This window comes from Amycolatopsis vastitatis (assembly GCF_002234595.1).
Taxonomy (GTDB): Bacteria; Actinomycetota; Actinomycetes; order Mycobacteriales; family Pseudonocardiaceae; genus Amycolatopsis; species Amycolatopsis vastitatis.
Map to the genome: position 1 here is coordinate 154,477 of NZ_NMUL01000043.1, position 20,662 is coordinate 175,138.

The window sequence follows — 20,662 nt, forward strand, 5'->3', positions numbered from 1 at the left end:
CAGCTCGTAAGACGCCGCACCCGAACGCCCCTTTGCTTCTGCGACGACCCAGCCATCCGGAGCAGAGCCGAACAGACTGAACGTTGTCGCGTCCCGCCGCACCAGAGATTAAACTGGCTCGCGTATCGATCGACATGCAGAAGATGACTTACGGAGAGCTGAGCTCGACAGAAGATCGCAGTCATGGCTTGGCCCAGCACGTACGAAACAGCTACTTTTCCGAGCGATCCAGTTCCAGTGCCAAATCAGAACGAACCAGTTTCTCACGATCGGTGCGCCGAATGCAGGCCGGGATGAGCGAAGTTCGGTGCAGCCACTCGTACACCGACGCAGCGCCATGAGCCGCGCGGTCACCCGGCGCTCGGCCGGTCGCGAACAACGCGTGCGCGAGATCGTCCGTCGTAAATCCCAACTCACCAGGCGATGAAACAATATTCGCTGGAAAGGCAAAGGCACTATAGGGGACGACGAAGTCAGGCGGGATAGGGCGCACGACAACTTACTCCGCTTGTCGATGCCCGGCATTGACGATGCCCACCGTATCGCAGAGACATCTGCAACGTACGAGCCTCGCTCAACGTTCGGCAGCGAGCCCATTACAGGCTTCGGCAGCCTCCAGTGAGCCGGGGTCTGTGGTCAACGGTCGAGCCAGGGAGCCAGCAGCTTCTCCAGATCCGCGTCCGACAACGCCCGCGGGCCACCGTGGAACTCGTGCCATCGGGCCGCGTCGCATGCAGCCGCGTACTCCACCTCGAACGCCCGCATCAGGACGTACATGAACGTCACCGAGCTGAACCGCTCACCCAGCAACGTCCGGGCTTCTCGAGCAACGTCCGTCGCGCCCGTGAAGTCCGCCAGCCTCAACGATTCCGCAGCCGGGTCCAGCAGGCTGGGGGCATACATCACGACAAACTCTCCATCACTGAAAGGGAAACTCAGCCTTCGGCGGCGAGCTGGCCACAAGCGGCGGCGATCTCCTGGCCGCGCGTGTCGCGCACCGTGCACGCTACTCCGCCCGCGTTCACCAGCCGCACGAACTCCCGCTCCACCGGCTTCGGGCTCGCGTCCCACTTGCTGCCCGGCGTCGGATTCAACGGGATGACGTTGACGTGGACAAGCTGACCCAAGTGCTTCCGCAGCCGCTTCGCCAGCAGCTCAGCCCGCCACGGCTGGTCGTTGATGTCCCGAATCAACGCGTACTCGATCGAGACGCGCCGCCCGGAGGTATCTGCGTAGTACCGCGCAGCCGACAGCACCTCATCGATCGACCACCGGTTGTTCACCGGCACCAGCGTGTCCCGCAGCTCGTCGTCCGGCGTGTGCAGCGACACCGCCAGCCGCACCTGCATCTTCTCGTCCGCCAGCTTGCGAATCGCCGGAGCCAGACCCACCGTCGACACCGTCACCGACCGCTGCCCGATCCCCAGACCGCCCGGCGCGGGATCGGTGATCCGACGCACCGCCGCCACCACGCGCTTGTAGTTCGCCAGCGGCTCGCCCATGCCCATGAAGACGATGTTCGACAGCCGCCCGGGGCCGCCGGGCATCGTGCCGTCGCGCATGACCGCCGCCGCCGAACGGACCTGGTCCACGATCTCCGCCGTCGATAGGTTTCGATCGAGGCCGCCCTGGCCCGTCGCGCAGAACGGGCACGCCATGCCGCAGCCCGCCTGGCTCGAGATGCACAGCGTCGCGCGGTCCGGGTAGCGCATCAGGACGCTCTCCAGCAGCGTGCCGTCGTGGGCCCGCCACAGCGTCTTGCGCGTCGCGCCCTTGTCGGCCTCCAGCGCGCGGACCTCGGTCAGCAGCGTCGGCATCAACGACTCGACGAGCCGAGAGCGCGACGCCGCCGGGATGTCCGTCATCTCCGCCGGGTCCACCGTCAGGCGCGAGAAGTAGTGGTTCGACAGCTGCTTCGCGCGGAACGGCTTCTCCCCCAGCTCGGCCACCGCGGCGGCGCGCTCGGCCACCGAGAGGTCGGCGAGGTGGCGCGGCGGCAGGCCGCGCTTGGGGGCGTCGAAGACGAGCGGAAGGGCAGTCATAACCGGACCAGTGTCCCATGCGCCTCCCTACGGCGCCCGAACCGCCCTCGCCGGGTGTACCTCAGGTCACGCAGCCCCGGAGCGGGGCCCGGGTTCACCCGGAGGGATGATCCACGGTGAAACCGGACGGGACGTCCGAGGTCCGAGGAAAGAGGTGAGCCGTGTCCTTCCGGCACAGCGTCCTGGCCATCGCCGTGGCCCTGAGTGCCGCCGCCTGCACGTCGCCTGCGGGACCAGCGCAGCCGGCGAAGCCCGACGGCCCGCAGATCGTCGTCGGGACCATGCGCGTGAACCTGCCGGCCGGCGCGACCTACACGCAGCACAGCCAGGACGGCCTGATGGACGGCTGCGTCGCCGAAGGAACCGTCGTCTGCGAAGCGCGGTTCCTGGACCTGCGGACTTCGGACCCCGACGCACCCATCAACCTCCCGAGCACGAAGCGGCCCTTCGGCTGGTACACCGGCACCGACGCGCCGACGTGCATCACCGCCGCTTCGCCGCCCGGCAAGGCCGCCGTCGCCACCGGCAGCACCCTCGTGGAGTCCGGATTCGCGCCGATCGGGCCCAAGAAGGCCGAGTACAGCCGCTGGAAGGTCACCTGCGAGAACACCGCGCAGAACAACCAGGTCCGGATGTGGTGGCTGCCGACGAGCAAGATCCTCGTCCTCGAGTACGGCTCCTTCCCCGGCTGGGACGCCAAGATGGACACGCTGCTCGCCGGCGCGACCTTCGGCTAGGCCACGACGTCGAGGGCGGCCCGGATGATCGCGTCGGTGTCGATGCCGTGGTAGCGGTAGACGTCCTCGAGCGAGCCCGACTGGCCGAAGCGCGTGACGCCCAGCGCGACCGACGGGACCCGGTTGATCCCCGCGAGGAACGCCAGTGTGTGCGGGTGGCCGTCGAGCACCGTGACCAGCGGCCGGGCCCGCGCCGCCGGGAAGACCTGGTCGAGGATCCACGCCTTGGCGCTCCCCCGGCCCGTTCGCGCCTGCACGGCGTCGAACAGCAGGCCCGGGCTGGTCACGCAGACGACGTCGGCCTCGACGCCGACCTGCGCCAGGCGCTCGGCCGCCGCCAGGGTGTCCGGCACCAGCGCGCCCATCGCCGCCAGCGTCACCGCCGGTTCCGCCGCGCGCCGCAGCAGGTACGCGCCCGCCACGACCTGGCGGCGACGGCGTTCGCGCGCGGCCGGGTCCGCGGGCACCGCCGCGAGGGTCTGGTCGACCGGGCGGGTCGAGAGCCGGAAGTACGACGAGGTCCCGCCCGGCTTGCCGAGCCGGCCGAGCGCGGCCAGCAGCGTCCACTCGGTGTCGATCGCGAACGCCGGTTCGTAGCTGACGCAGCCGGGCTGCTCGATGCCGATCGACGGCGTGGTGATCGACTGGTGCGCGCCGCCTTCCGGGGCGAGCGTGACGCCGGACGGCGTGCCGATCAGGATCGACTGGCCGCCCGCGTAGATGCCGAACGACCACGGCTCCAGGGCGCGTTCGACGAACGGGTCGTACATCACGCCGATCGGCAGCAGCGGCTCGCCCCACCGGCTCCAGGTCGCGCCGAGCTCGCCCAGCAGGCCGACCAGGTTCGTCTCGGCGATGCCCAGCTCGACGTGCTGGCCGGTCGGCTTCTCCCGCCAGTGCATGATCGTCTCGGGGTCGTCCTCGAACCAGTCCCGGCGCTCGGTCGCCGACCAGACGCCCACTTTGTTGACCCAGCCGCCGAGGTTGGTCGTCGAGCTGACGTCGGGACTGACCGTCACAACACGCTTCGCCGCTTCGGGTGCTTCGCGCGTCAGGTCGAGCAGGACGCGTCCCAGCGCCGCTTGCGTCGTCGCGGTTCCTGACGGCGTACGCCCGATGTCGACGGGCAGGTCCACCGAAGGCACCGAAGGAACGTCCGGACGGCGAAGGCGCGAAGCAGCGTCAGCGCACAACTCGGCTTCGCGCGTGCCGGGCGCGAAGCGCTGCCACGGCGAAGCGAGGTCCGTCCCCAACGACACAGCCAGCTCTTCCATCTGCGCGACGGTCAGCAGCGAAGAGTGGTTTTGCGGGTGCCCCTGCGTCGGCAGGCCCTTGCCCTTGACGGTGTAGCAGAAGATGACCGTCGGCCGGTCGTCCGAAATGGACGCGAAGACCTCGTCGAGCGAGCCGAGGTCGTGGCCGCCGAGGTTCCGGATGGCGGCCAGCAGCGTCTCGTCGTCCAGCGACGCGACGAGCCCGGCGAGCGCGGCGTCGCCCGCGGGCAGCCGGTCGCGCACCTGGGCGGCGTCGCAGCGCAGCAGCCGCTGGTACTCGGGGTTCGGCATCGCGTCGATGCGGGCGCGCAGCTCGGCGCCGCCGGGCCGGGTGAACAGCTCTTCCAGGAGCCGTCCGTACTTCAGCGTCAGCACCTGCCAGCCCGCGGCGCCGAACATGCCCTGCAGCCGCCCGGCGGCGATGTTCGGCACGACGCGGTCGAGCGACTGGCGGTTGAGGTCGACGATCCAGACGATCTCGCCGAGGTCCGCGACGGCCGGGTCGAGGATGGCCTCCCAGATCGCGCCCTCGTCCAGCTCGGCGTCGCCGACCAGCGAGTACTGCCGCCCGGTGCCCGCGGAAGAACCGCGGGTCGTCAGGTAGCGGCGGGCCAGCGCGCCCCAGATCGGCGCGGTCGCGCCGATGCCGACCGAGCCGGTCGAGTAGTCCACCGGGTCGGGGTCCTTGGCCCGGCTCGGGTAGCTCTGCAGGCCGCCGAACTCGCGCAGCGTCGGCAGGTAGGCCTCGTCCAGCTCGCCGAGCAGGTAGTTGATCGCGTGGAGCACGGGCGACGCGTGCGGCTTGACCGAGACGCGGTCCTCGGGCCGCAGGTGCCGGAACCACAGTGACGTCATGATCGAGACCAGCGACGCGCACGACGCCTGGTGCCCGCCGACCTTGAGCCCGGACGGGTTGGGCCGGACCCGGTTGGCCTCGTGCACGATCGCGGTGGCGAGCCACAGCACCCGCTGCTCGATCGCGGTGAGCGCCGGGGCGGTCACGGGGGCATGGGTCATCGTCGACACCTTTCGTGCAGGAAGCGCCCACCAGGACAGCACTGGTGAACGCATCGCACAACCGATGCCGTCGCCAGTGCGCAGAATGCTCAGCGAATCCGGAGGACTCAGGTCTCCGGTTGCGCAGAATGCACGCGCTCCAGCAGGGGTGCCAGGCGGTACGGGACCAGCTCGCGCATGACGTCGATGGTTTCCGGCACGCAGATCTTCCACGTGACCGGAGTCACCGAAGAGTGGTTGCGATCCGACTGTTCCCGATATATCGTGAACGTGTCGCAACAGTTCGAGAAAGGACAACGACATGCGTAGGCAACGACACCCCTTCGCCCACGAACGTGGGCGCGCACCCTTCGGGCCCTTCGGTGGTTTCGGCGAGTTCCCCCCAGGCTTCGGCCCCGGTGGACGCGGTCGCGGCCACGGTCCGGGCCGCCGTGGTCACGGCGGACGGCGCAGCCGCCGCGGTGACGTCCGCGCCGCGATCCTGGCGCTGCTCGCCGAGCAGCCCCGGCACGGCTACGAGATCATCCGCGAAATCGGCGAGCGCTCCGGCGGCTTCTGGCGGCCGAGCCCCGGCTCGGTGTACCCGACGCTGCAGCTGCTGGCCGACGAAGGCCTGGTGATCAGCAAGGACGAACACGGCAAGAAGCTGTTCGAGCTGACCGACGCCGGCCGCGCCGCCGCCGAGCAGCAGGACGCCACCCCGCCGTGGGAGCAGATCGCGCAGGACGTCGACCCGGTCGAGGTCGGGCTCGCCAAGGCGGGCAAGAACCTGGCCGCCGCCGTCGTGCAGATCATGCGCGCGGGCACCGAGAGCCAGCAGGCCCGCGCGGCCGAGGTGCTCAACGACGCCCGGCGCTCGCTCTACGGCATCCTCGGCGAGGACGAGGACGAGTCCTCCACCTCCGAAGAAGCGGCCGAGTGACCTGGCAGGACGAGGCCGGTGGGCTTGACCCGCGTGTGGACGCGGTAGCCCACCGGCAGCGTCAGGTCGGTCTCGCGATTCCCGTTACGCTGCAAGGACTCCGCGATCGCCTGTTCGGCGACCGGCTTGCTGAACTCGATCTTCAGCACCGCTTCGAGGTCCGCGGCGGTCGCGAAACGCCACTCGGTGGCGACGCGGCGGCAACCGAACCCGGCGCGGGCGAAGAACCGTTCCACCGCCCCGGGGTCGTAGTGCGGTAGGTCGGCGCGCATCCAGCGGCCGTAGGGCTCACTGGTCACGTCGAGGTCGACGATCAGGATCGCGCCGCCCGGCCGCAGCACCCGCTCGGCCTCCGCCAGCCCCGGCTCGCACCCGGGCCCGAAGAAGTACGCCGTGCGCGCGTGCACGACGTCGACGCTCGCGCTGCGGACCGGCAGCCGCTGGGCCCGGCCGTGCCGGATGTCCACGTTCGACAGGTCTTTCACGCGCTCCAGCGCACTGCGCACCAGGGGCTGGTGCGGTTCCACGCCGAGCACCGAACGCGCGTCACGCGCGAAGACGGGCAGGTGGAACCCGTCGCCGCAGCCGACGTCCAGGACGTCCCGGCCGGCCCAGTCGTACTCCTCGCGCAGGACGCGCCAGATCTCGCCGCCGCTGTCCTGCGCCCGGTTCTCCAGTTCGTAGTCGGCCTGGTAGTACCAGATGTTCGGACTCGGCACGACCTCCGTGCGCCGCGACCACCGCACTCGCTGCTCCTTCCGGGGCCTCATTGCCGGGAGTGATCTTCCGGCGGCGAAATCTTGGCGGAAACCACACTGACTACGCCTAGAATTCGGTGGGTCTCGGGAGGAGCACCACATGGCATTCGGCCCGTCCAGTACCCCGTCCCCGGTCCCGGCCGGAATCCCGTGCTGGATCGAGCTGGCCTGCCGCGAGCAGGCCGTGGCGGAGAGATTCTACGGTGCCCTCTTCGGCTGGGAGTACACCACTCAGCGGGACCCGGCGACGTCCGACGGGCGCTACTCCATCGCGACTCTCAACACCGTCCCGGTCGGCGGGCTCTACCGCGCCGCGCAGGGCGCCCCGCTGGGCTGGATGCCGCACATTTCGGTCCCGCACACCGCGAGCGCGGCGGAATGGGTGGAGCACCTCGGCGGGCGGATCACCCTCGGCCCGGTGCCGATCCCGGACCGCGGCACGATCCTGCACGCCTTCGACGCGTGCGGCGCGCCGGTGGTGTTCTGGGAGGTGCCGCCGAACTGGGAGTTCGTCACCGGGATCCCCAACACCTTCAGCGGCGCGGACCTCAACACCCACGACGGCGTCGCGGCGGATCACTTCTACACCAAGCTGTTCACGTACGCGAGCCACCAGATCGGCGACGGCGAGGCCCTCGACTACGTCGAATGGCTCATCGAGCACGAACCGGTGCTGTACCGGTACGTCATGGGGTCGGAGTACAGCCTCGACACCCCGCCGCACTGGCTCGTGTACTTCGACATCGACCCGGCCCGCGGCGTCGACGCGGTCGCGGGGGAATCGCTCATGCACGGCGGCACCGTGGTGATCCAGCCCTACGACACGCCGTTCGGCCGGATGTCGATCCTGGCCGACCCCGAGGGCGCGGTCTTCGCGGTGATCGACCACTCGCGCGTCGCCGAAGGCTGGGGCCGCGCGGAGGTCGACGACCCCTACGACGACTAGACCGGCACGAACGCGGAAAGCAGCAGCCAGGACACGACGGCCGAAGGCAGCAGCGAGTCGAGGCGGTCCATGATCCCGCCGTGCCCGGGCAGCAGTGTGCCCATGTCCTTGACGCCGAGGTCGCGCTTGATCAGCGACTCGACGAGGTCGCCCAGGGTCGCGGTCAGCACGATGGCGACACCGAAGATCACGCCCTGCCAGACGTGGCCGTCGAGCATCAGGCTGAGCGTCAGCGCCCCGGCCACGACACCGCCGATCACCGAACCCGCGAAGCCTTCCCAGGTCTTCTTCGGGCTGATGGTGGGCGCCATCGGGTGCTTCCCGCCCAGCACCCCGGCGATGTAGCCGCCGGTGTCCGAAGCGACGACGCCGATCAGGAAGGTCAGCACACGCCCGACGCCGTCCGAAGGCGGCACGAGCATCGCCGCGAACGCGCCGAACAGCGGCAGGTAGGCGGCGGCGAAGGTGGATGCGCTGATGTCGCGCAGGTAGCCCTTCGCACCACCGGGCAGCCGCCACAGGAGGCAGGCGAGCACGGTGAGGACGAACGCGGTGAGCGCGCCCTCCCGGCCGAACGGCCAGGCCAGCCAGATCATCGCCTGGCCGCCGACGAGCACCGGGATCATCGCGACCCGGATGTCGGCGACCCGGCGCAGCACCCCGGCGAACTCGAAGGTGCCGACCGCGATCGCGATCGCGATGATCCCGATGAACAGGAAGCGCACGGTGAGCAGGGAAACGATGATCGCGGCGCCGAGCAGCAACGCGACCCCGATGGCCGCGGGCAGGTTCCGGCCGGCCTTGGAGGCCTTCTTGGCCTCGGGCGCCGGTTCCGAGGCCGCCGAGGCGCCGACCGGCGTATCCGCCGCAGCGGTCCCGGCGGCCGACAATCGGCTCGCTTCACCTGTTCCCGAGGTTGCCGAAGCCTCGCCCGGAGAAGCCGGCTCCCCGGCGGTTCCCGGGAAATCCGGCGTGGCCGGGATGCCGGCGTCACCCGGCTCCGGCGTCCCGGGCGTGGCCGCCGGGTGTTCTCCGGTGGCGTCCACCCGGTCCTCGCGTTCCTCGCTCACCTGTGCCATCAGACCTCGAGCAGCTCGGCTTCCTTGTGCTTGACCAGCTCGTCGACCTTGTGCGAGTACGTGTCGGTGAGGTTCTGCAGCTCCTTCTCCGCGCGCACGACCTCGTCTTCGCCCGCTTCGCCGTCCTTGCCGATGCGGTCGAGCTCTTCCTTGGCCTTGCGGCGGATGCTGCGGATGGTCACCCGCGCGTCCTCACCCTTGCTCTTGGCGACCTTGACCATCTCCTTGCGCCGCTCCTCGGTGAGCTGCGGGATGACGATCCGGATCACGTTGCCGTCGTTGCTCGGGTTGACCCCGAGGTCGGACTCACGGATGGCCTTTTCGATCGCGACGAGCTGGGTCTGGTCGTACGGCTTGATCAGCGCCATCCGCGCCTCCGGCACGTTCACGCTGGCCAGCTGGTTCAGGGGGGTCGGCGCGCCGTAGTACTCGACCACGATGCGCGAGAACATCGACGGGGTGGCCCGGCCGGTGCGCACCGACGTCAGATCATCCTTGGCGACGGACACCGCTTTTTCCATCTTCTCCTCGGCGTCGAGGAGGGTCTCGTCGATCACGGCTACTCCCGTTGTTGTGATGGGTGGCGCTTGCTGATCCCAGCAGGTCTAGGCCGGCACCCCGGCGGGCGGGGTGCTGACCAACGTGCCGATTCTTTCACCACTCACCGCGCGGGCGATGTTCCCCTCGGTGAGCAGGTTGAACACGATGATCGGCATGTTGTTGTCCATGCAGAGGCTGAACGCCGTCGCGTCGGCGACCTTGAGGTCCCGCTCCAGCACCTCGCGGTGGGTGATCTCGCGGAACATCTCGGCGGTGGGGTCGGCCTTCGGGTCCGCGGTGTAGACGCCGTCGACGGCCTTCGCCATCAGCACGGCCTCGCAACCCAGCTCGAGCGCCCGCTGCGCGGCCGCGGTGTCGGTGGAGAAGTACGGCATGCCGACCCCGGCGCCGAAGATCACGACGCGGCCCTTTTCCAGGTGCCGCTCGGCGCGGCGCGGGATGTAGGGCTCGGCGACCTGGCCCATCGTGATGGCGGTCTGCACGCGCGTGGGCAGGCCCTCCTTCTCCAGGAAGTCCTGCAGCGCCAGGCAGTTCATCACGGTGCCCAGCATCGCCATGTAGTCGGCGCGGTCGCGGTCCATGCCGCGCTGCGAGAGCTCCGCGCCGCGGAAGTAGTTGCCGCCGCCGATCACGACCGCGACCTGGACGCCGGTGCGGGCGACGTCGGCGATCTGCTGCGCGACCGAGTGGACGACATCCGGATCGACGCCGATAGAACCACCGCCGAACATCTCGCCGCCCAGTTTCAGCAGCACCCGCCGGTAGCCACCTTCGACCCGGTCACCCATCTATGTCGCCTCCTACGCCCCTCGACCGCTTTTTGTCATATCCAGACCTGACAGTGCCCCGTCCCCGATGGACGGAGACGGGGCACTGGGTGAAACCTACGCCCGGGCCTGGCCTCAGGCCTGGCCGACCTCGAAGCGCGCGAACTTGGTCAGCGTCACGCCGGCCTCGTCGAGCAGGGCCTTGACGGTCTTCTTGTTGTCCTTGACCGACGGCTGCTCGAGCAGGACGTTGTCCTTGTAGTAGGCGTTGACCTTGCCCTCGATGATCTTCGGCATGGCCTGCTCCGGCTTGCCTTCCTCGCGGGCGGTCTGCTCGGCGATGCGGCGCTCGTTCTCGACGATCTCGGCCGGCACCTCGTCGCGGGTGAGGTACTTGGCGCGCAGCGCGGCGACCTGCATGGCGGCACCACGGGCGGCCTCGGCGTCGTCACCGGTGAACTCGACGAGCACGCCGACGGCCGGCGGCAGGTCGGAGCCACGGCGGTGCAGGTAGGTGGCGGTCTGGCCCTCGAAGGCCACGACGCGGCGCAGCTCGAGCTTCTCGCCGATGCGGGCCGACAGCTCCTGGACGACCTCGTTGACGGTCTTGCCCTCGAGCTCGGCACCCTTGAGCGCCTCGACGTCGGAGGTCTTGACGGTCTTCGCGACCTCGACGATCTTCGCGGCGAGCGCCTGGAAGTCGGCGTTCTTCGCGACGAAGTCGGTCTCCGAGTCCAGCTCGATCAGGACGCCGCCCTCGCCGGTGACCAGGCCCTCGGCGGTGGCGCGCTCGGCGCGCTTGCCGACGTCCTTGGCACCCTTGATGCGCAGGAACTCGACGGCCTTGTCGAAGTCGCCGCCGTTCTCCTCGAGGGCCTTCTTGCAGTCCATCATGCCGGCGCCGGTCATCTCGCGCAGGCGCTTCACGTCAGCGGCGGTGTAGTTCGCCATTCTGGTAAATCCGTCCTTTGCAGGAAATCTGTGGGTTGCTACGCCCGTGCGGCCGGGCCCCGGGGGCACGGCCGCACGGACGGTGGAGCGTCAGGAGGAGGCGGTCGCCTGCTCGGTGGCGGCCTCGGCCGGGGCCGCCTCGACGGCAGCGGCGGCTTCGGTCGCGTCGGCGGCGGCGGTCTCGGAGCCGGCGAGCAGCTCCTTCTCCCACTCGGCCAGCGGCTCGTCGGCGGCGACACCCGGCTCCGGCTTCGCGTCGGCGGAGGCGCCGTTGCGGCTGGAGCGGGCCATCAGACCGGCGGCCGCGGCCTCGGCGACGACCTTGGTCAGCAGCGCGGCCGAGCGGATCGCGTCGTCGTTGCCCGGGATCGGGTAGTCGACCTCGTCCGGGTCGCAGTTGGTGTCCAGGATCGCGACGACCGGGATGTTCAGCTTGCGAGCCTCGCCGACGGCGATGTGCTCCTTCTTGGTGTCGACGATCCACACGATGCTCGGCACCTTGGCCATGTCGCGGATACCGCCGAGGGTCTTCTCGAGCTTGTCCTTCTCGCGGGTCAGCGTCAGGATCTCGCGCTTGGTGAGGCCCTCGAAGCCGCCGGTCTGCTCCCGCGACTCGAGCTCCTTGAGGCGCAGGAGACGCTTGTGCACGGTCTGGAAGTTGGTCAGCATGCCGCCGAGCCAGCGCTGGTTCACGTAGGGCATGCCCACGCGCGAGGCTTCGGCCGCGATGGCTTCCTGAGCCTGCTTCTTGGTGCCGACGAACATGATCGTGCCACCGTGCGCGACGGTTTCCTTGATGAACTCGTACGCACGGTCGATGTAGGTCAGCGTCTGCTGCAGGTCGATGATGTAGATGCCGTTGCGCTCGGTGAAGATGTAGCGCTTCATCTTCGGGTTCCAACGGCGGGTCTGGTGCCCGAAGTGCACGCCGCTGTCGAGCAGCTGCTTCATGGTGACGACGGCCATTGCCGGAATCACACCTCTTCTGTGTAGTGCGCGCCATGCTCGGAGCGGACGCGCTGCTCGGTTTTGTCGCTCGCGACCGGGTGGCCGCTCGCCCTGGTGCCCGTGGCGGCGTCCGGACCCCGAGGTTGGTGAGGACCCCAGGGACCGCCGGACACCGTGCGACTCGCCCGGTCGGTGACGCTCGAAACCGGGGAACGCGCACGTGCACGCGAAGTCAGCCCGCTGACGCGGACCGCGCAAAAGATTCTACCCCCTGCCACCAGGCCCTCCCCCACCGGCGGCCGATCGAGGGCCGAGTTGTCCACATCGGGTCCGGTTGTCCACAGATTCGGCGACGGGCCCCCACGCCGGCGCGGAGTACCGCAGGCTGGAGCCATGGAGTCGATCAGTCGTCGCCGGCACCGGGTGCCGGGGTGGTTCGTGACCGTGGTTGCCCTGGTCAGCGGGGTGTTCGGAAGTGCAGGAGGTGGGGTTGTGGCCGCTTGGAGCACAGCGGCGCCTGCGGCTTGGACGGACGGATTCCGGCCGCCGCCGTCCCCATGGCAGCCATGGACCGGCGGCCTGGCGCCACCGATGGCCGCCTCCCGCCCGGCCGAGCCGACGGCAGCTGAGCTGTGGACGGCCGGCTCCGGAGGCTTCCTGCCACTTCTCCCGGCGTCGCCCGCACTCATCGCCACCCCAGGCCCGCTGGCCCCGACCACAGCGGAACCCCGGACGAGCGAGCCGGCACCGGCGCTCGGGCTCTCGCCGACCGGACCTGCGACCTTCCCGCTGCCCGAACCGGCCGCGCGGTGGGCCACCGCGCCCATGGCCACCCCGGACCGGCCACCCCCGGATCCGGGCGCCCCCTGGGCAGGCGGCGCCCGAGCCGCACCGCAACCGCGGCTGTCCTGGCCCTTGTCACCCGTTCCGGTGGTTGTGAAGTACTTCGACGCCCCCGAAACGCCATACGGTGCCGGGCATCGCGGGGTCGATCTGGCCGCCGCGCCCGGGCAGGAGGTGCTGGCGGCGGATGCGGGCGTCGTCGTGTTCGCCGGGCTGGTGGCCGGGCGGCCCGTCATCTCCGTCGACCACGACGGCGGCCTGCGCACCACCTACGAGCCGGTCGCGCCGAAGGTGGCCGTGGGTGAGCAGGTCTACCGGGGCCAAGTGCTCGGCACCGTCCTCGCCGGGCATCCCGGCTGCCTGGTGGCGGCCTGCCTGCACTGGGGCGTGCGGCGGGGCGAGGAGTACGTCGATCCCCTGGCGCTGACCGGCGAGGTGGGCGAATACCGGCTCAAGCCCTGGGGAGGTGGTCCGTGATCAGCTGCCGGTCTGCTCGACCAGCTTGGCGCGCAGCCGCATGACCGCCCGCGTGTGCAGCTGGCTGACCCGCGACTCGGTGACGCCGAGGACCTTGCCGATCTCGGCGAGGGTCAGGCTCTCGAAGTAGTAGAGGCTGACCACGATCTTGTCGCGCTCGGTGAGCTGCGCGATGGCCTGCGCGAGCTGGCGCCGGTTGTCCTGGTCGACGAGCACCGCGACGGGGTCGACGGCGTCGTCGTCGGGCAGCGTGTCGACCAGCGAGCCGCTGTCCTTGCCCGCGGCGACCAGGTCCTCCAGCGCGACGACGCTGGTGAGCTGCAGCTGGCCGTAGAAGTCGCGCAGGTCGTCGAGGCCGATGCCGAGTTCGGCGGCGAGCTCGGCGTCGGTCGGGGTGCGGTGCAGGCGGGCGCCGAGGCGTTCCATCGCGCGCTCGGCTTCCTTGGCCTTGCTGCGGACGGCGCGGGGCACCCAGTCCTGGGAGCGGAGGTCGTCGAGGATCGCGCCGCGGATGCGCTGCATCGCGTAGGTCTCGAAGCGCAGGCCGCGCTCGGGGTCGAACTTCTCGATGGCGTCGACGAGCCCGAAGATGCCGGACTGCACGAGATCACCGACGTCGATGTGGGTCGGCAGGCCGGTGCCGACCCGGCCGGCGACGTACTTGACCAGCGGGGCGTAGTGCAGCACGAGCCGATCGCGCGACGCCTGGTCGGGGCTGTCGGCGAACTGCTGCCACAGCGCCGCGATCCCGGCGTCGACGTCGGAGCCGGCGCGGGTTTCCGCGGGCGCGGCAGCCTCACCGTGAGTGGTCACTCCGGCGGCGTCGGTCACGTGCGGTCCTGCGGTCATTGCACAGTCGTTCTCGGCATACGGCTCAGTGTGGTCTCCGTGCTCGTGCGGATGCGCGTGCGCCGCCGGGCCCGCTGGTGACGACCCCGGTGAGCCTCCCCGGGCCGCCTCAGGCCCTGGGATGCGCTCGGTCATGGATCGCTTTCAACCGGTCGACGGTCACATGAGTGTAGAGCTGCGTCGTGGCAAGCGTAGCGTGACCAAGCAGTTCCTGAACGCTCCTGAGATCGGCACCCCCTTCCAGCAGATGCGTCGCGGCCGAATGGCGCAGGCCGTGAGGCCCCATGTCAGCCGCTCCGGGTACCGCCGTGACGGCGTCGTGCACCACGCGCCGCACCGTCCGCGGGTCGACGCGTTTGCCCCGCACACCGAGGAAAAGCGCGGGTTCGGGGCTGTCACCTCCGGATTCCGCGACGATCTTCGGCCGCCCCTCGTCGATCCAGGCGGTCAGCGCCTCCGCCGCCGGGACGCCGAACGGGACCACGCGCTCCTTGCCGCCCTTGCCGAGCACCGTCACGACACGACGGGAGAAGTCGGCGCCGCCGACGTCCAGCCCGCACAACTCGGACACCCGGATCCCGGTCGCGTACAGCAGTTCGACCATCGCACGATCACGCAGGGCGACCGGATCCCGTTGCGCCGCCCCGGCCGCCGACGCCCGCATGACCTCTTCCGCCTGCCCGGCGCGCAGCACCCCGGGCAGGGTGCGGTGCGCCCGCGGAGCGGCGAGCCGTCCGCCCGGATCGGCGGCCAGCACGCCGGTGCGGTGCGCCCAGGCCGTGAACGTCCGGGCCGAGGCCGCCCGCCGGGCGAGCGTCGTGCGGCTCGCCCCGCCGGACTGCTGCACGGCGAGCCACGCCCGCAGCCGCGCGAGGTCCAGCTCCGCGAGCCCGCCCCCGCCGTCCACGACGAACCCGAGCAACGAGACCGCATCACCGACGTACGCCCGGACGGTGTGCGCGGACAAGCCACGTTCGAGCCCGAGGTGCCGTTCGTAGCCGGTGACGACGGCCCGCACGGGTTCGGGCAGCGCGGCCCGGAGCGCGCGCAGGTCGGGCCGGCGGGGCCGGCCGGAGCGTGGTGGCATGACTGTCACGCTGCGCGAACAACGGCCGCCGGTCAAGGATCGCCACGCGGGCCCACCGGACCGGCCGAACACCATCGACGCGTTCGCCGGGAATTCGTGGCGTTCACGCGCTTTCCCTTCGTCGTCGCCAGCCCGCTTCCCCGCGGACGGCGAATCCGTCGATCTCCAGTGCCGGCAGCAGCGCCCGCACCCGCCGGAGCGGGATGCCGGATTCGGCCGCGATCTCGGCGTCGGACCGGTCCGTGCGCACAGCGAGTGCTTCATAGGCCCGCAACGCCTCCTGGCCAAGCCGGTCGGTGGGCCGTTTCGGCCGGGTCGCGGTGTCCTCGGCCGCGCCGAAGCGGCCGACGGTTTCGAGGACCTCGTCGACCGTCGAGACCAGCGTCGCCCGGGCGTCGCGGATCAGCGCGTGACATCCGACCGACATCCCGGACGAGACCGGTCCCGGCAGCGCCATCACGACCTTCCCGAGCGCGCCGGCGGTGCTCGCGGTGTTGCGGGCGCCGCTGCGCCGTCCCGCCTCGACCACCAGGGTGCCCTCGGTGAGAGCGGCGATGAGCCGGTTGCGGACGAGGAAGCGGTGCCGGGCCGGCGGGGTGCCGGGCGGGTATTCGCTGACGACCGCGCCGCCGGAGCGGACGATCCGGTTCAGCAGGCCGACGTGCCCCGCCGGATAGCCGGCATCGACGGCACAGCCCAGCACGGCGACGGTCACGCCCTCGGCGGCGAGCGCGCCTCGGTGCGCAGCGCCGTCGATGCCGTAGGCGGCGCCGGAGAACACGGGCACACCCCGGCCGGCCAGCCCGTACGCGAACTCGGCGGCGTGGTGTTCGCCGTACTCGGTGGCCGCGCGGGCACCGACCACGGCCACGGCCCGGTCGGCGGCATCCCCGAGCGCGGCTTCGCCGGCGACCCACAAAGCCAGCGGAGGCACGGCCTCGGCCACCCCTCGCCGGGCAGCGAGGTCCAGGGCGAGCAGCGGCCAGGCCGGCCACTCGTCGTCTTCGGGGACGACGAGCCGGGCGTCAGCCGCGGCAGCCCGGGCGAAGTCCTGGGTGACGAGGTCGTACTCCCGCCGGGCTTCGGTCGCCTTGAGCACCTCGGGCGGGCAATCGCCGCGGCGCACCCGCCCGGCCGCTTCGACCGGCCCGTGCTGGGCCACGAAGGTGACGAGCGAAGGTGCCGGTGGCTCGGCCACGCGCAGCAGGTAGGCGCGGGCCTGCCGCAGCTCATCGACACTCATGCCGCCACCCGTTCGCGGAAGGCCAGGGCCGAGCCGACCTGCTCGGTGCCCGGGCGGGGCTCGCCGTCCAAGTCGGCCAGGGTCCATGCGATGCGCAGGCAGCGGTCGGCGCCGCGGCCGCTCAGGATGCCGCGGTCCAAGGCCCGGTCCAGGAGGCTCGTTGCCTCGCCCGGCAGCGAAAACTGGCGCCGCAGCGCCGGTCCCGGTACTTCGGAGTTCGATCTCCAGCCGTGCTCGCGCCATCGGCGGGTGGCGCGGTCGCGGGCCTCGAGGACCCGGCCGCGGACCGTTTCCGTCGACTCCGCCGTTCCCGTGTCGTGCGCGCTGAGCGCGCTCAGCGGGCGCAGCCGGACCCGGAGGTCGACGCGATCGAGGAGCGGACCCGACAACCGGCCGAGGTAGCGGCGGCGCGCCGTCGGCGAACACACACAGTCGGCGTCCTTCGGTGGTGCGCACGCACACGGGTTCGTGGCCAGCACGAGCTGGAACCGCGCCGGGTAGGTGATCGCGCCCTTCACGCGGGCGATGCGGACCTCGCCCTCTTCGAGCACCGTGCGCAGCGATTCGAGGCGCTGCCCGCCGAACTCGCAGACTTCGTCGAGGAACAGGACTCCGCGGTGGGCGCGGCTGATCGCCCCCGGGGAGGCGAGGCCACTGCCGCCGCCGATCAGGGCCGCGACCGTGATCGAGTGGTGCGGGGCGACGAACGGCGGCACGGTGACCAGCGGCGACGACTTCGACAACGAGCCGTCGACCGAATGCACCGCGGTGACTTCCAGCGACTCCTCGGGCGACAACCGCGGCAGGAGGCCGGGCAGCCGTCTGGCCAGCATCGTCTTGCCGACGCCGGGTGGACCGGTGAACAGGAGGTGGTGCCCGCCCGCGGCGGCGACTTCCAGTGCCCAGCGCGCCTCCGGCTGGCCGACGACGTCGGCGAGGTCCGGTACCGACGGCGGCTCGGCGGGTGCGGGCGGCTCCGGGGCCACCAAGCCGGCCTCGTTGTTCAGCCACGCCACCAAGTCGCGCAGGTGCGGCGCGCCCGCAACGTCGATGCCCTCCACCAGGGCCGCCTCGACGAGGGAATCCGCCGGGACGACAGCTCGTTCGTAGCCGGCCGAGCGGGCCGCCAGGAGGCCGGGCAGGATGCCGCGGACCGGACGGACCCGGCCGTCGAGGGCGAGTTCGCCCAGCAGGATCGTGCCGAGCAGCCGGGTCGCCGGGACCGCGCCGGTCGCGGCGAGCACGGCGGCGGCGATGCCGAGGTCGTAGGCCGAGCCGACCTTCGGCAGGTTCGCCGGGGACAGGCCGAGCGTGACTTTGCCGTCCGGCCAGGGCTGTCCGGAGTTGCGGACGGCCGAACGGACGCGGTCCTTCGCTTCGCGCAGCCCCGCGTCGGGCAGCCCGACGAGGGTCACGCGGCTCAGGCCGCCGCCGAGGTCGGCCTCGATCTCGATGACCCGGCCGTCGATGCCCAGCAGAGCAACACTCCACGCTTTGGCGATGGGCATCAGAACGCCGCCTCGATGTGCTGGACGCGGGGGCGGGTGCCGGGTTCGGCGAGGATCGTCACGACGTCGTAGCGGACGGGACACCAGCCGATCCGGAACTCGCGCAGCCAGCGTTGGGCGGCTCGGCGTACTCGCCCGGCTTTCTCCTCGGTGACCGTCTCCGACGGCAGGCCGAACTCGGTGCCCGTGCGGGTCTTGACCTCGCAGAAGACGACGCGGGCCCGGTCGGTGAGGATGAGGTCGATCTCGCCTTCCCGGCAACGCCAGTTGCGGCCGAGCAGGACGAGGCCGCGGCTCTGCAGGTGCCGGGCGGCGAGGTCTTCGCCCCACGCGCCCAGGTCGCGGCGGTGTCTTGCCAGCTGGTCGGTGCCCGTCATCGTGTTCGCCCCCTCGTCGTGCGCCGGTCACCGGGGCGGTCCCGGCGATCACGGTGCGTGTGCGTTCGACGATGCCAGGGCGCGGGGCGGGCGAACCAGCCCCGGATCGCCGCGCTGTGGACAACCGGGGGTATGGGGACAACTCGTCCACCGGACGCGGCGGAAGCGCCCGGTTTGTCGGTCCGCTGTGCTATGGCGGCGAAACGGGGAGGCGGTGCACGTGATCGAACGGCCGGCACGCGTGATCAGGGGGTCGGCACGCGTGACTGGCGGGTCGACACGGCGGTGGGGCGAAAAGAACCGCGCCGGCTCGTCCGGGGGGACGGGCCGGCGCGGCGCGGTGTGGCCTGGGGTCAGCCCGAGAACGGGCCGTCTTCGGGGAGGCGCAGGTCGGGTTTGTCGAGCTCCTCGACGTTGACGTCCTTGAACGTGATGACCCGGACGTGCTTGACGAAGCGGGCCGGGCGGTACATGTCCCAGACCCACGCGTCGGACATGCGGACCTCGAAGTACACCTCGCCGCCGCCGTCGCGGACCTGGACGTCCACCGCGTTCGCCAGGTAGAACCGCCGTTCGGTCTCCACCACGTACGAAAACTGGCCGACTATGTCGCGGTACTCGCGGTACAGCGAGAGCTCCATCTCGGTCTCGTACTTCTCGAGATCCTCTGCGCTCATGAAATCCGCGCCCCTCCTCGGGATCGTGCTGGGGATCGTGCAGGTGCTCCGCCGGCAGAGCGTTCATTGTGACCCACACCCGCGGCCGGGGCATGCAGCGGCAGGCTGAGTTGCGGCTCGAGTGCTTCGTCGAGGACCGCGGCCAGGCTCGCGTCCGCTCCGTTCCCCATGGCCTTTTCCAGCGCCGCGTACGTCAGCACGACCGGCCGCGCCGGGCGCAGGCCGTGTTTGACGGCCACTGTCGCGACGTTCGTGTACGACCAGCGGTGGACGTCGCTCGGACCGTGCTCGCGCAGCGCCGCCAGGTGGTCGGACGTGCTGTACCCCTTGTGCACATCGAAACCGTAGTGCGGCAAGTCCTCGTGGTAGCCCGCCATGATGCGGTCGCGCGTCACCTTGGCCAGCACCGACGCGGCCGCGATGCAGGCCACCGAGCGGTCGCCCTTGATCACCGCCGTGTTCGGGGCAGTGAGCCCCGGGACGCGGAAGCCGTCGGTGAGGATGTAACCCGGCGACACACGCAACGCCGCCGCGGCGCGGCGCATACCTTCCAGGTTCATCACCCGGATGCCGTAGAGGTCCACCTCTTCGGTGGGGATGACGATCACCGAGTAGTCGACGGCCCGGGCGAGGACCAGGTCGTAGACCCGGTCGCGCGCCTTGGCCGTCATCAGCTTGGAGTCCGTCAGCTCGGTGAGCTTCGCCGCGTCGCCCTGCTTGAGCACGCACGCCGCGACCACCAGCGGCCCCGCGCACGCCCCGGCGCCGGCTTCGTCCACACCGGCGACCGGGCCGAGGCCACGGCGGTCGAGCGCGCCTTGCAGACCCCAGAAGAGGTCGCCGCGCACCACGGCCCGCGGTGGCCGGATCGGCTCGGCCGCGGTGAGGGGAACGGGAAGTGTCAAGGCTGGATCACCCGTCTGCCGACAAGGGGTCGGTGGCTAGGGTTTCCGCCCGGCCGCCCGGCGCAGTCCGGACTTGAGCTTGCGCCCCAGGAACAGCACCGGCCAGGCCGCCGCGATCCCGGCGCCGAGCGGCAGGCCGCTCTGCCACGCGGGTGCGCCGAGCGCCGCCGGCTGCGCCGACTCCTGCGGGTTGTGGTCGGTGATCCCGCCCCACCGGCTCGGCGGGAGGACGATGATCCGCGCCTTGCCGATGATGTTGTCCACCGGGACCGCGCCGTTCACGCCGCCGCCGCCCTGGAACCGCGAGTCGTCGGAGTTGTTGCGGTTGTCGCCCTGCACCCAGACCATCCCGGCCGGAACCTTGACCGGCTCGAAGGTCTTCTGCTCCTGGTTCGACGGGTTGTCCCAGTAGATGTACGGCTCGTCGAGCGACTTGCCGTCCACGATCATGCGGCCCTGCTGGTCGCAGCACTGGACCGTCTGACCGCCGACCGCGATGACCCGCTTGACGAAGTCACGCTCGTCCGGCGGGGCGAACCCGACCAGCGAACCGAGACCCTGCAGGCCGCGGACGACGATGTTGCTCGACTCCTGCGGCGCGATCTCGTTGTTGATCCACGCCGGCGGGCCCTTGAACACGACCACGTCACCCGGGGAGGGCTCGGTGAAGTCGTAGGTCACCCGGTCGACCAAG

21 protein-coding genes are annotated in these 20,662 nt (G+C 70.9%); 4 read left to right on the plus strand and 17 right to left on the minus strand.

The window, feature by feature from the left end; translation table 11 throughout:
* Positions 1–636 precede the first annotated feature (636 nt).
* Complete coding sequence (locus CF165_RS37040) at positions 637–903, minus strand: hypothetical protein (protein ID WP_093952275.1); 267 nt, start codon at positions 901–903, stop codon at positions 637–639.
* 32 nt (positions 904–935) lie between these two features.
* Positions 936–2,042, minus strand: a complete 1,107-nt coding sequence (rlmN, locus tag CF165_RS37045) for a dual-specificity RNA methyltransferase RlmN (RefSeq protein ID WP_093952251.1) — start codon at positions 2,040–2,042, stop codon at positions 936–938.
* Between the two features lie 161 nt (positions 2,043–2,203).
* Between rlmN and CF165_RS37050 the strand changes: the two genes are divergently transcribed.
* The gene (locus CF165_RS37050) at positions 2,204–2,779 is read left to right on the plus strand and encodes a hypothetical protein (protein WP_093952252.1); all 576 of its coding nucleotides are present in this window, start codon (positions 2,204–2,206) and stop codon (positions 2,777–2,779) included.
* Here CF165_RS37050 and CF165_RS37055 read toward each other — a convergent pair.
* On the minus strand, positions 2,776–5,070 hold the full coding sequence (locus CF165_RS37055; protein WP_240521955.1) for a transketolase-like TK C-terminal-containing protein: 2,295 nt from the start codon (positions 5,068–5,070) through the stop codon (positions 2,776–2,778). The two genes, CF165_RS37050 and CF165_RS37055, sit on opposite strands and share 4 nt — an antisense overlap.
* A gap of 301 nt (positions 5,071–5,371) precedes the next feature.
* Here CF165_RS37055 and CF165_RS37060 point away from each other — a divergent pair, with 301 nt between their 5' ends.
* The gene (locus CF165_RS37060) at positions 5,372–5,992 is read left to right on the plus strand and encodes a PadR family transcriptional regulator (protein WP_093952254.1); all 621 of its coding nucleotides are present in this window, start codon (positions 5,372–5,374) and stop codon (positions 5,990–5,992) included.
* On the opposite strand, the gene CF165_RS37065 is transcribed toward CF165_RS37060, so the two are convergent.
* Positions 5,932–6,738 (minus strand): class I SAM-dependent methyltransferase, encoded by an 807-nt coding sequence (locus CF165_RS37065; RefSeq protein WP_093952255.1) that lies wholly within the window; start codon positions 6,736–6,738, stop codon positions 5,932–5,934. The genes CF165_RS37060 and CF165_RS37065 overlap by 61 nt on opposite strands.
* Before the next feature lie 112 nt (positions 6,739–6,850).
* Between CF165_RS37065 and CF165_RS37070 the strand changes: the two genes are divergently transcribed.
* Positions 6,851–7,696 (plus strand): VOC family protein, encoded by an 846-nt coding sequence (locus tag CF165_RS37070; RefSeq protein WP_093952256.1) that lies wholly within the window; start codon positions 6,851–6,853, stop codon positions 7,694–7,696.
* Here the strand turns inward: CF165_RS37070 and CF165_RS37075 are convergent.
* The 5 genes from CF165_RS37075 to rpsB all read right to left on the minus strand — a co-directional run bounded on the left by CF165_RS37075 (position 7,693) and on the right by rpsB (position 12,020).
* Positions 7,693–8,775: a CDP-archaeol synthase gene (locus CF165_RS37075; RefSeq protein WP_093952257.1), complete on the minus strand. Its 1,083-nt coding sequence runs from the start codon at positions 8,773–8,775 to the stop codon at positions 7,693–7,695. The two genes, CF165_RS37070 and CF165_RS37075, sit on opposite strands and share 4 nt — an antisense overlap.
* The gene (frr, locus tag CF165_RS37080; RefSeq protein WP_020644474.1) at positions 8,775–9,332 is read right to left on the minus strand and encodes a ribosome recycling factor; all 558 of its coding nucleotides are present in this window, start codon (positions 9,330–9,332) and stop codon (positions 8,775–8,777) included. Before frr ends, CF165_RS37075 begins: the two co-directional genes overlap by 1 nt.
* A 48-nt stretch (positions 9,333–9,380) precedes the next feature.
* Positions 9,381–10,124 (minus strand): UMP kinase, encoded by a 744-nt coding sequence (gene pyrH, locus CF165_RS37085; protein ID WP_043784287.1) that lies wholly within the window; start codon positions 10,122–10,124, stop codon positions 9,381–9,383.
* A gap of 114 nt (positions 10,125–10,238) precedes the next feature.
* Positions 10,239–11,054 (minus strand): translation elongation factor Ts, encoded by an 816-nt coding sequence (gene tsf / locus CF165_RS37090; protein ID WP_093952258.1) that lies wholly within the window; start codon positions 11,052–11,054, stop codon positions 10,239–10,241.
* Positions 11,055–11,144: 90 nt separating this feature from the next.
* Positions 11,145–12,020, minus strand: a complete 876-nt coding sequence (gene rpsB, locus CF165_RS37095; protein ID WP_093952259.1) for a 30S ribosomal protein S2 — start codon at positions 12,018–12,020, stop codon at positions 11,145–11,147.
* An 807-nt stretch (positions 12,021–12,827) separates the two neighbouring features.
* Here rpsB and CF165_RS37100 point away from each other — a divergent pair.
* A complete protein-coding gene (locus tag CF165_RS37100; RefSeq protein ID WP_240521956.1) occupies positions 12,828–13,322 on the plus strand; it encodes a murein hydrolase activator EnvC family protein in 495 nt (164 codons plus the stop codon).
* Here the strand turns inward: CF165_RS37100 and CF165_RS37105 are convergent, their stop codons facing one another.
* From CF165_RS37105 to lepB, 8 genes are all read right to left on the minus strand, one after another.
* Complete coding sequence (locus tag CF165_RS37105; RefSeq protein ID WP_093952260.1) at positions 13,323–14,171, minus strand: FliA/WhiG family RNA polymerase sigma factor; 849 nt, start codon at positions 14,169–14,171, stop codon at positions 13,323–13,325.
* A gap of 109 nt (positions 14,172–14,280) precedes the next feature.
* Positions 14,281–15,258, minus strand: coding sequence for a tyrosine recombinase XerC (locus CF165_RS37110; protein ID WP_093952261.1), 978 nt, complete (start codon positions 15,256–15,258; stop codon positions 14,281–14,283).
* A gap of 103 nt (positions 15,259–15,361) precedes the next feature.
* On the minus strand, positions 15,362–16,501 hold the full coding sequence (dprA, locus tag CF165_RS37115; protein ID WP_205661071.1) for a DNA-processing protein DprA: 1,140 nt from the start codon (positions 16,499–16,501) through the stop codon (positions 15,362–15,364).
* Positions 16,498–18,009: a YifB family Mg chelatase-like AAA ATPase gene (locus CF165_RS37120; protein WP_093952262.1), complete on the minus strand. Its 1,512-nt coding sequence runs from the start codon at positions 18,007–18,009 to the stop codon at positions 16,498–16,500. The genes dprA and CF165_RS37120 overlap by 4 nt, the downstream gene beginning before the upstream one ends.
* On the minus strand, positions 18,009–18,386 hold the full coding sequence (locus CF165_RS37125; protein ID WP_093952263.1) for a YraN family protein: 378 nt from the start codon (positions 18,384–18,386) through the stop codon (positions 18,009–18,011). The genes CF165_RS37120 and CF165_RS37125 overlap by 1 nt, the downstream gene beginning before the upstream one ends.
* A 353-nt stretch (positions 18,387–18,739) precedes the next feature.
* Positions 18,740–19,063 carry a DUF2469 domain-containing protein gene (locus CF165_RS37130; protein ID WP_003096226.1) on the minus strand — a complete coding sequence of 108 codons (324 nt, stop codon included), beginning with the start codon at positions 19,061–19,063 and terminating at the stop codon, positions 18,740–18,742.
* Positions 19,060–19,914 carry a ribonuclease HII gene (locus CF165_RS37135; RefSeq protein ID WP_093952264.1) on the minus strand — a complete coding sequence of 285 codons (855 nt, stop codon included), beginning with the start codon at positions 19,912–19,914 and terminating at the stop codon, positions 19,060–19,062. Before CF165_RS37135 ends, CF165_RS37130 begins: the two co-directional genes overlap by 4 nt.
* A 90-nt stretch (positions 19,915–20,004) precedes the next feature.
* Positions 20,005–20,662: signal peptidase I (gene lepB, locus CF165_RS37140; protein WP_093952265.1), on the minus strand; the 658-nt coding region annotated here is incomplete at its 5' end.

What these genes read in the sequence shown, in the direction of transcription:
- tsf (WP_093952258.1), bottom strand. Translation starts at nt 11,054, where the DNA reads ATGGCGAACTACACCGCCGCTGACGTGAAGCGCCTGCGCGAGATGACC.
- CF165_RS37060 (WP_093952254.1), top strand. Translation starts at nt 5,372, where the DNA reads ATGCGTAGGCAACGACACCCCTTCGCCCACGAACGTGGGCGCGCACCC.
- rlmN (WP_093952251.1), bottom strand. Translation starts at nt 2,042, where the DNA reads ATGACTGCCCTTCCGCTCGTCTTCGACGCCCCCAAGCGCGGCCTGCCG.
- dprA (WP_205661071.1), bottom strand. Translation starts at nt 16,501, where the DNA reads ATGAGTGTCGATGAGCTGCGGCAGGCCCGCGCCTACCTGCTGCGCGTG.
- CF165_RS37075 (WP_093952257.1), bottom strand. Translation starts at nt 8,775, where the DNA reads ATGGCACAGGTGAGCGAGGAACGCGAGGACCGGGTGGACGCCACCGGA.
- CF165_RS37040 (WP_093952275.1), bottom strand. Translation starts at nt 903, where the DNA reads ATGTATGCCCCCAGCCTGCTGGACCCGGCTGCGGAATCGTTGAGGCTG.
- pyrH (WP_043784287.1), bottom strand. Translation starts at nt 10,124, where the DNA reads ATGGGTGACCGGGTCGAAGGTGGCTACCGGCGGGTGCTGCTGAAACTG.
- CF165_RS37125 (WP_093952263.1), bottom strand. Translation starts at nt 18,386, where the DNA reads ATGACGGGCACCGACCAGCTGGCAAGACACCGCCGCGACCTGGGCGCG.
- CF165_RS37105 (WP_093952260.1), bottom strand. Translation starts at nt 14,171, where the DNA reads ATGACCGCAGGACCGCACGTGACCGACGCCGCCGGAGTGACCACTCAC.
- CF165_RS37110 (WP_093952261.1), bottom strand. Translation starts at nt 15,258, where the DNA reads ATGCCACCACGCTCCGGCCGGCCCCGCCGGCCCGACCTGCGCGCGCTC.
- CF165_RS37070 (WP_093952256.1), top strand. Translation starts at nt 6,851, where the DNA reads ATGGCATTCGGCCCGTCCAGTACCCCGTCCCCGGTCCCGGCCGGAATC.
- rpsB (WP_093952259.1), bottom strand. Translation starts at nt 12,020, where the DNA reads ATGGCCGTCGTCACCATGAAGCAGCTGCTCGACAGCGGCGTGCACTTC.
- CF165_RS37120 (WP_093952262.1), bottom strand. Translation starts at nt 18,009, where the DNA reads ATGCCCATCGCCAAAGCGTGGAGTGTTGCTCTGCTGGGCATCGACGGC.
- CF165_RS37100 (WP_240521956.1), top strand. Translation starts at nt 12,828, where the DNA reads ATGGCCACCCCGGACCGGCCACCCCCGGATCCGGGCGCCCCCTGGGCA.
- CF165_RS37130 (WP_003096226.1), bottom strand. Translation starts at nt 19,063, where the DNA reads ATGAGCGCAGAGGATCTCGAGAAGTACGAGACCGAGATGGAGCTCTCG.
- CF165_RS37055 (WP_240521955.1), bottom strand. Translation starts at nt 5,070, where the DNA reads ATGACCCATGCCCCCGTGACCGCCCCGGCGCTCACCGCGATCGAGCAG.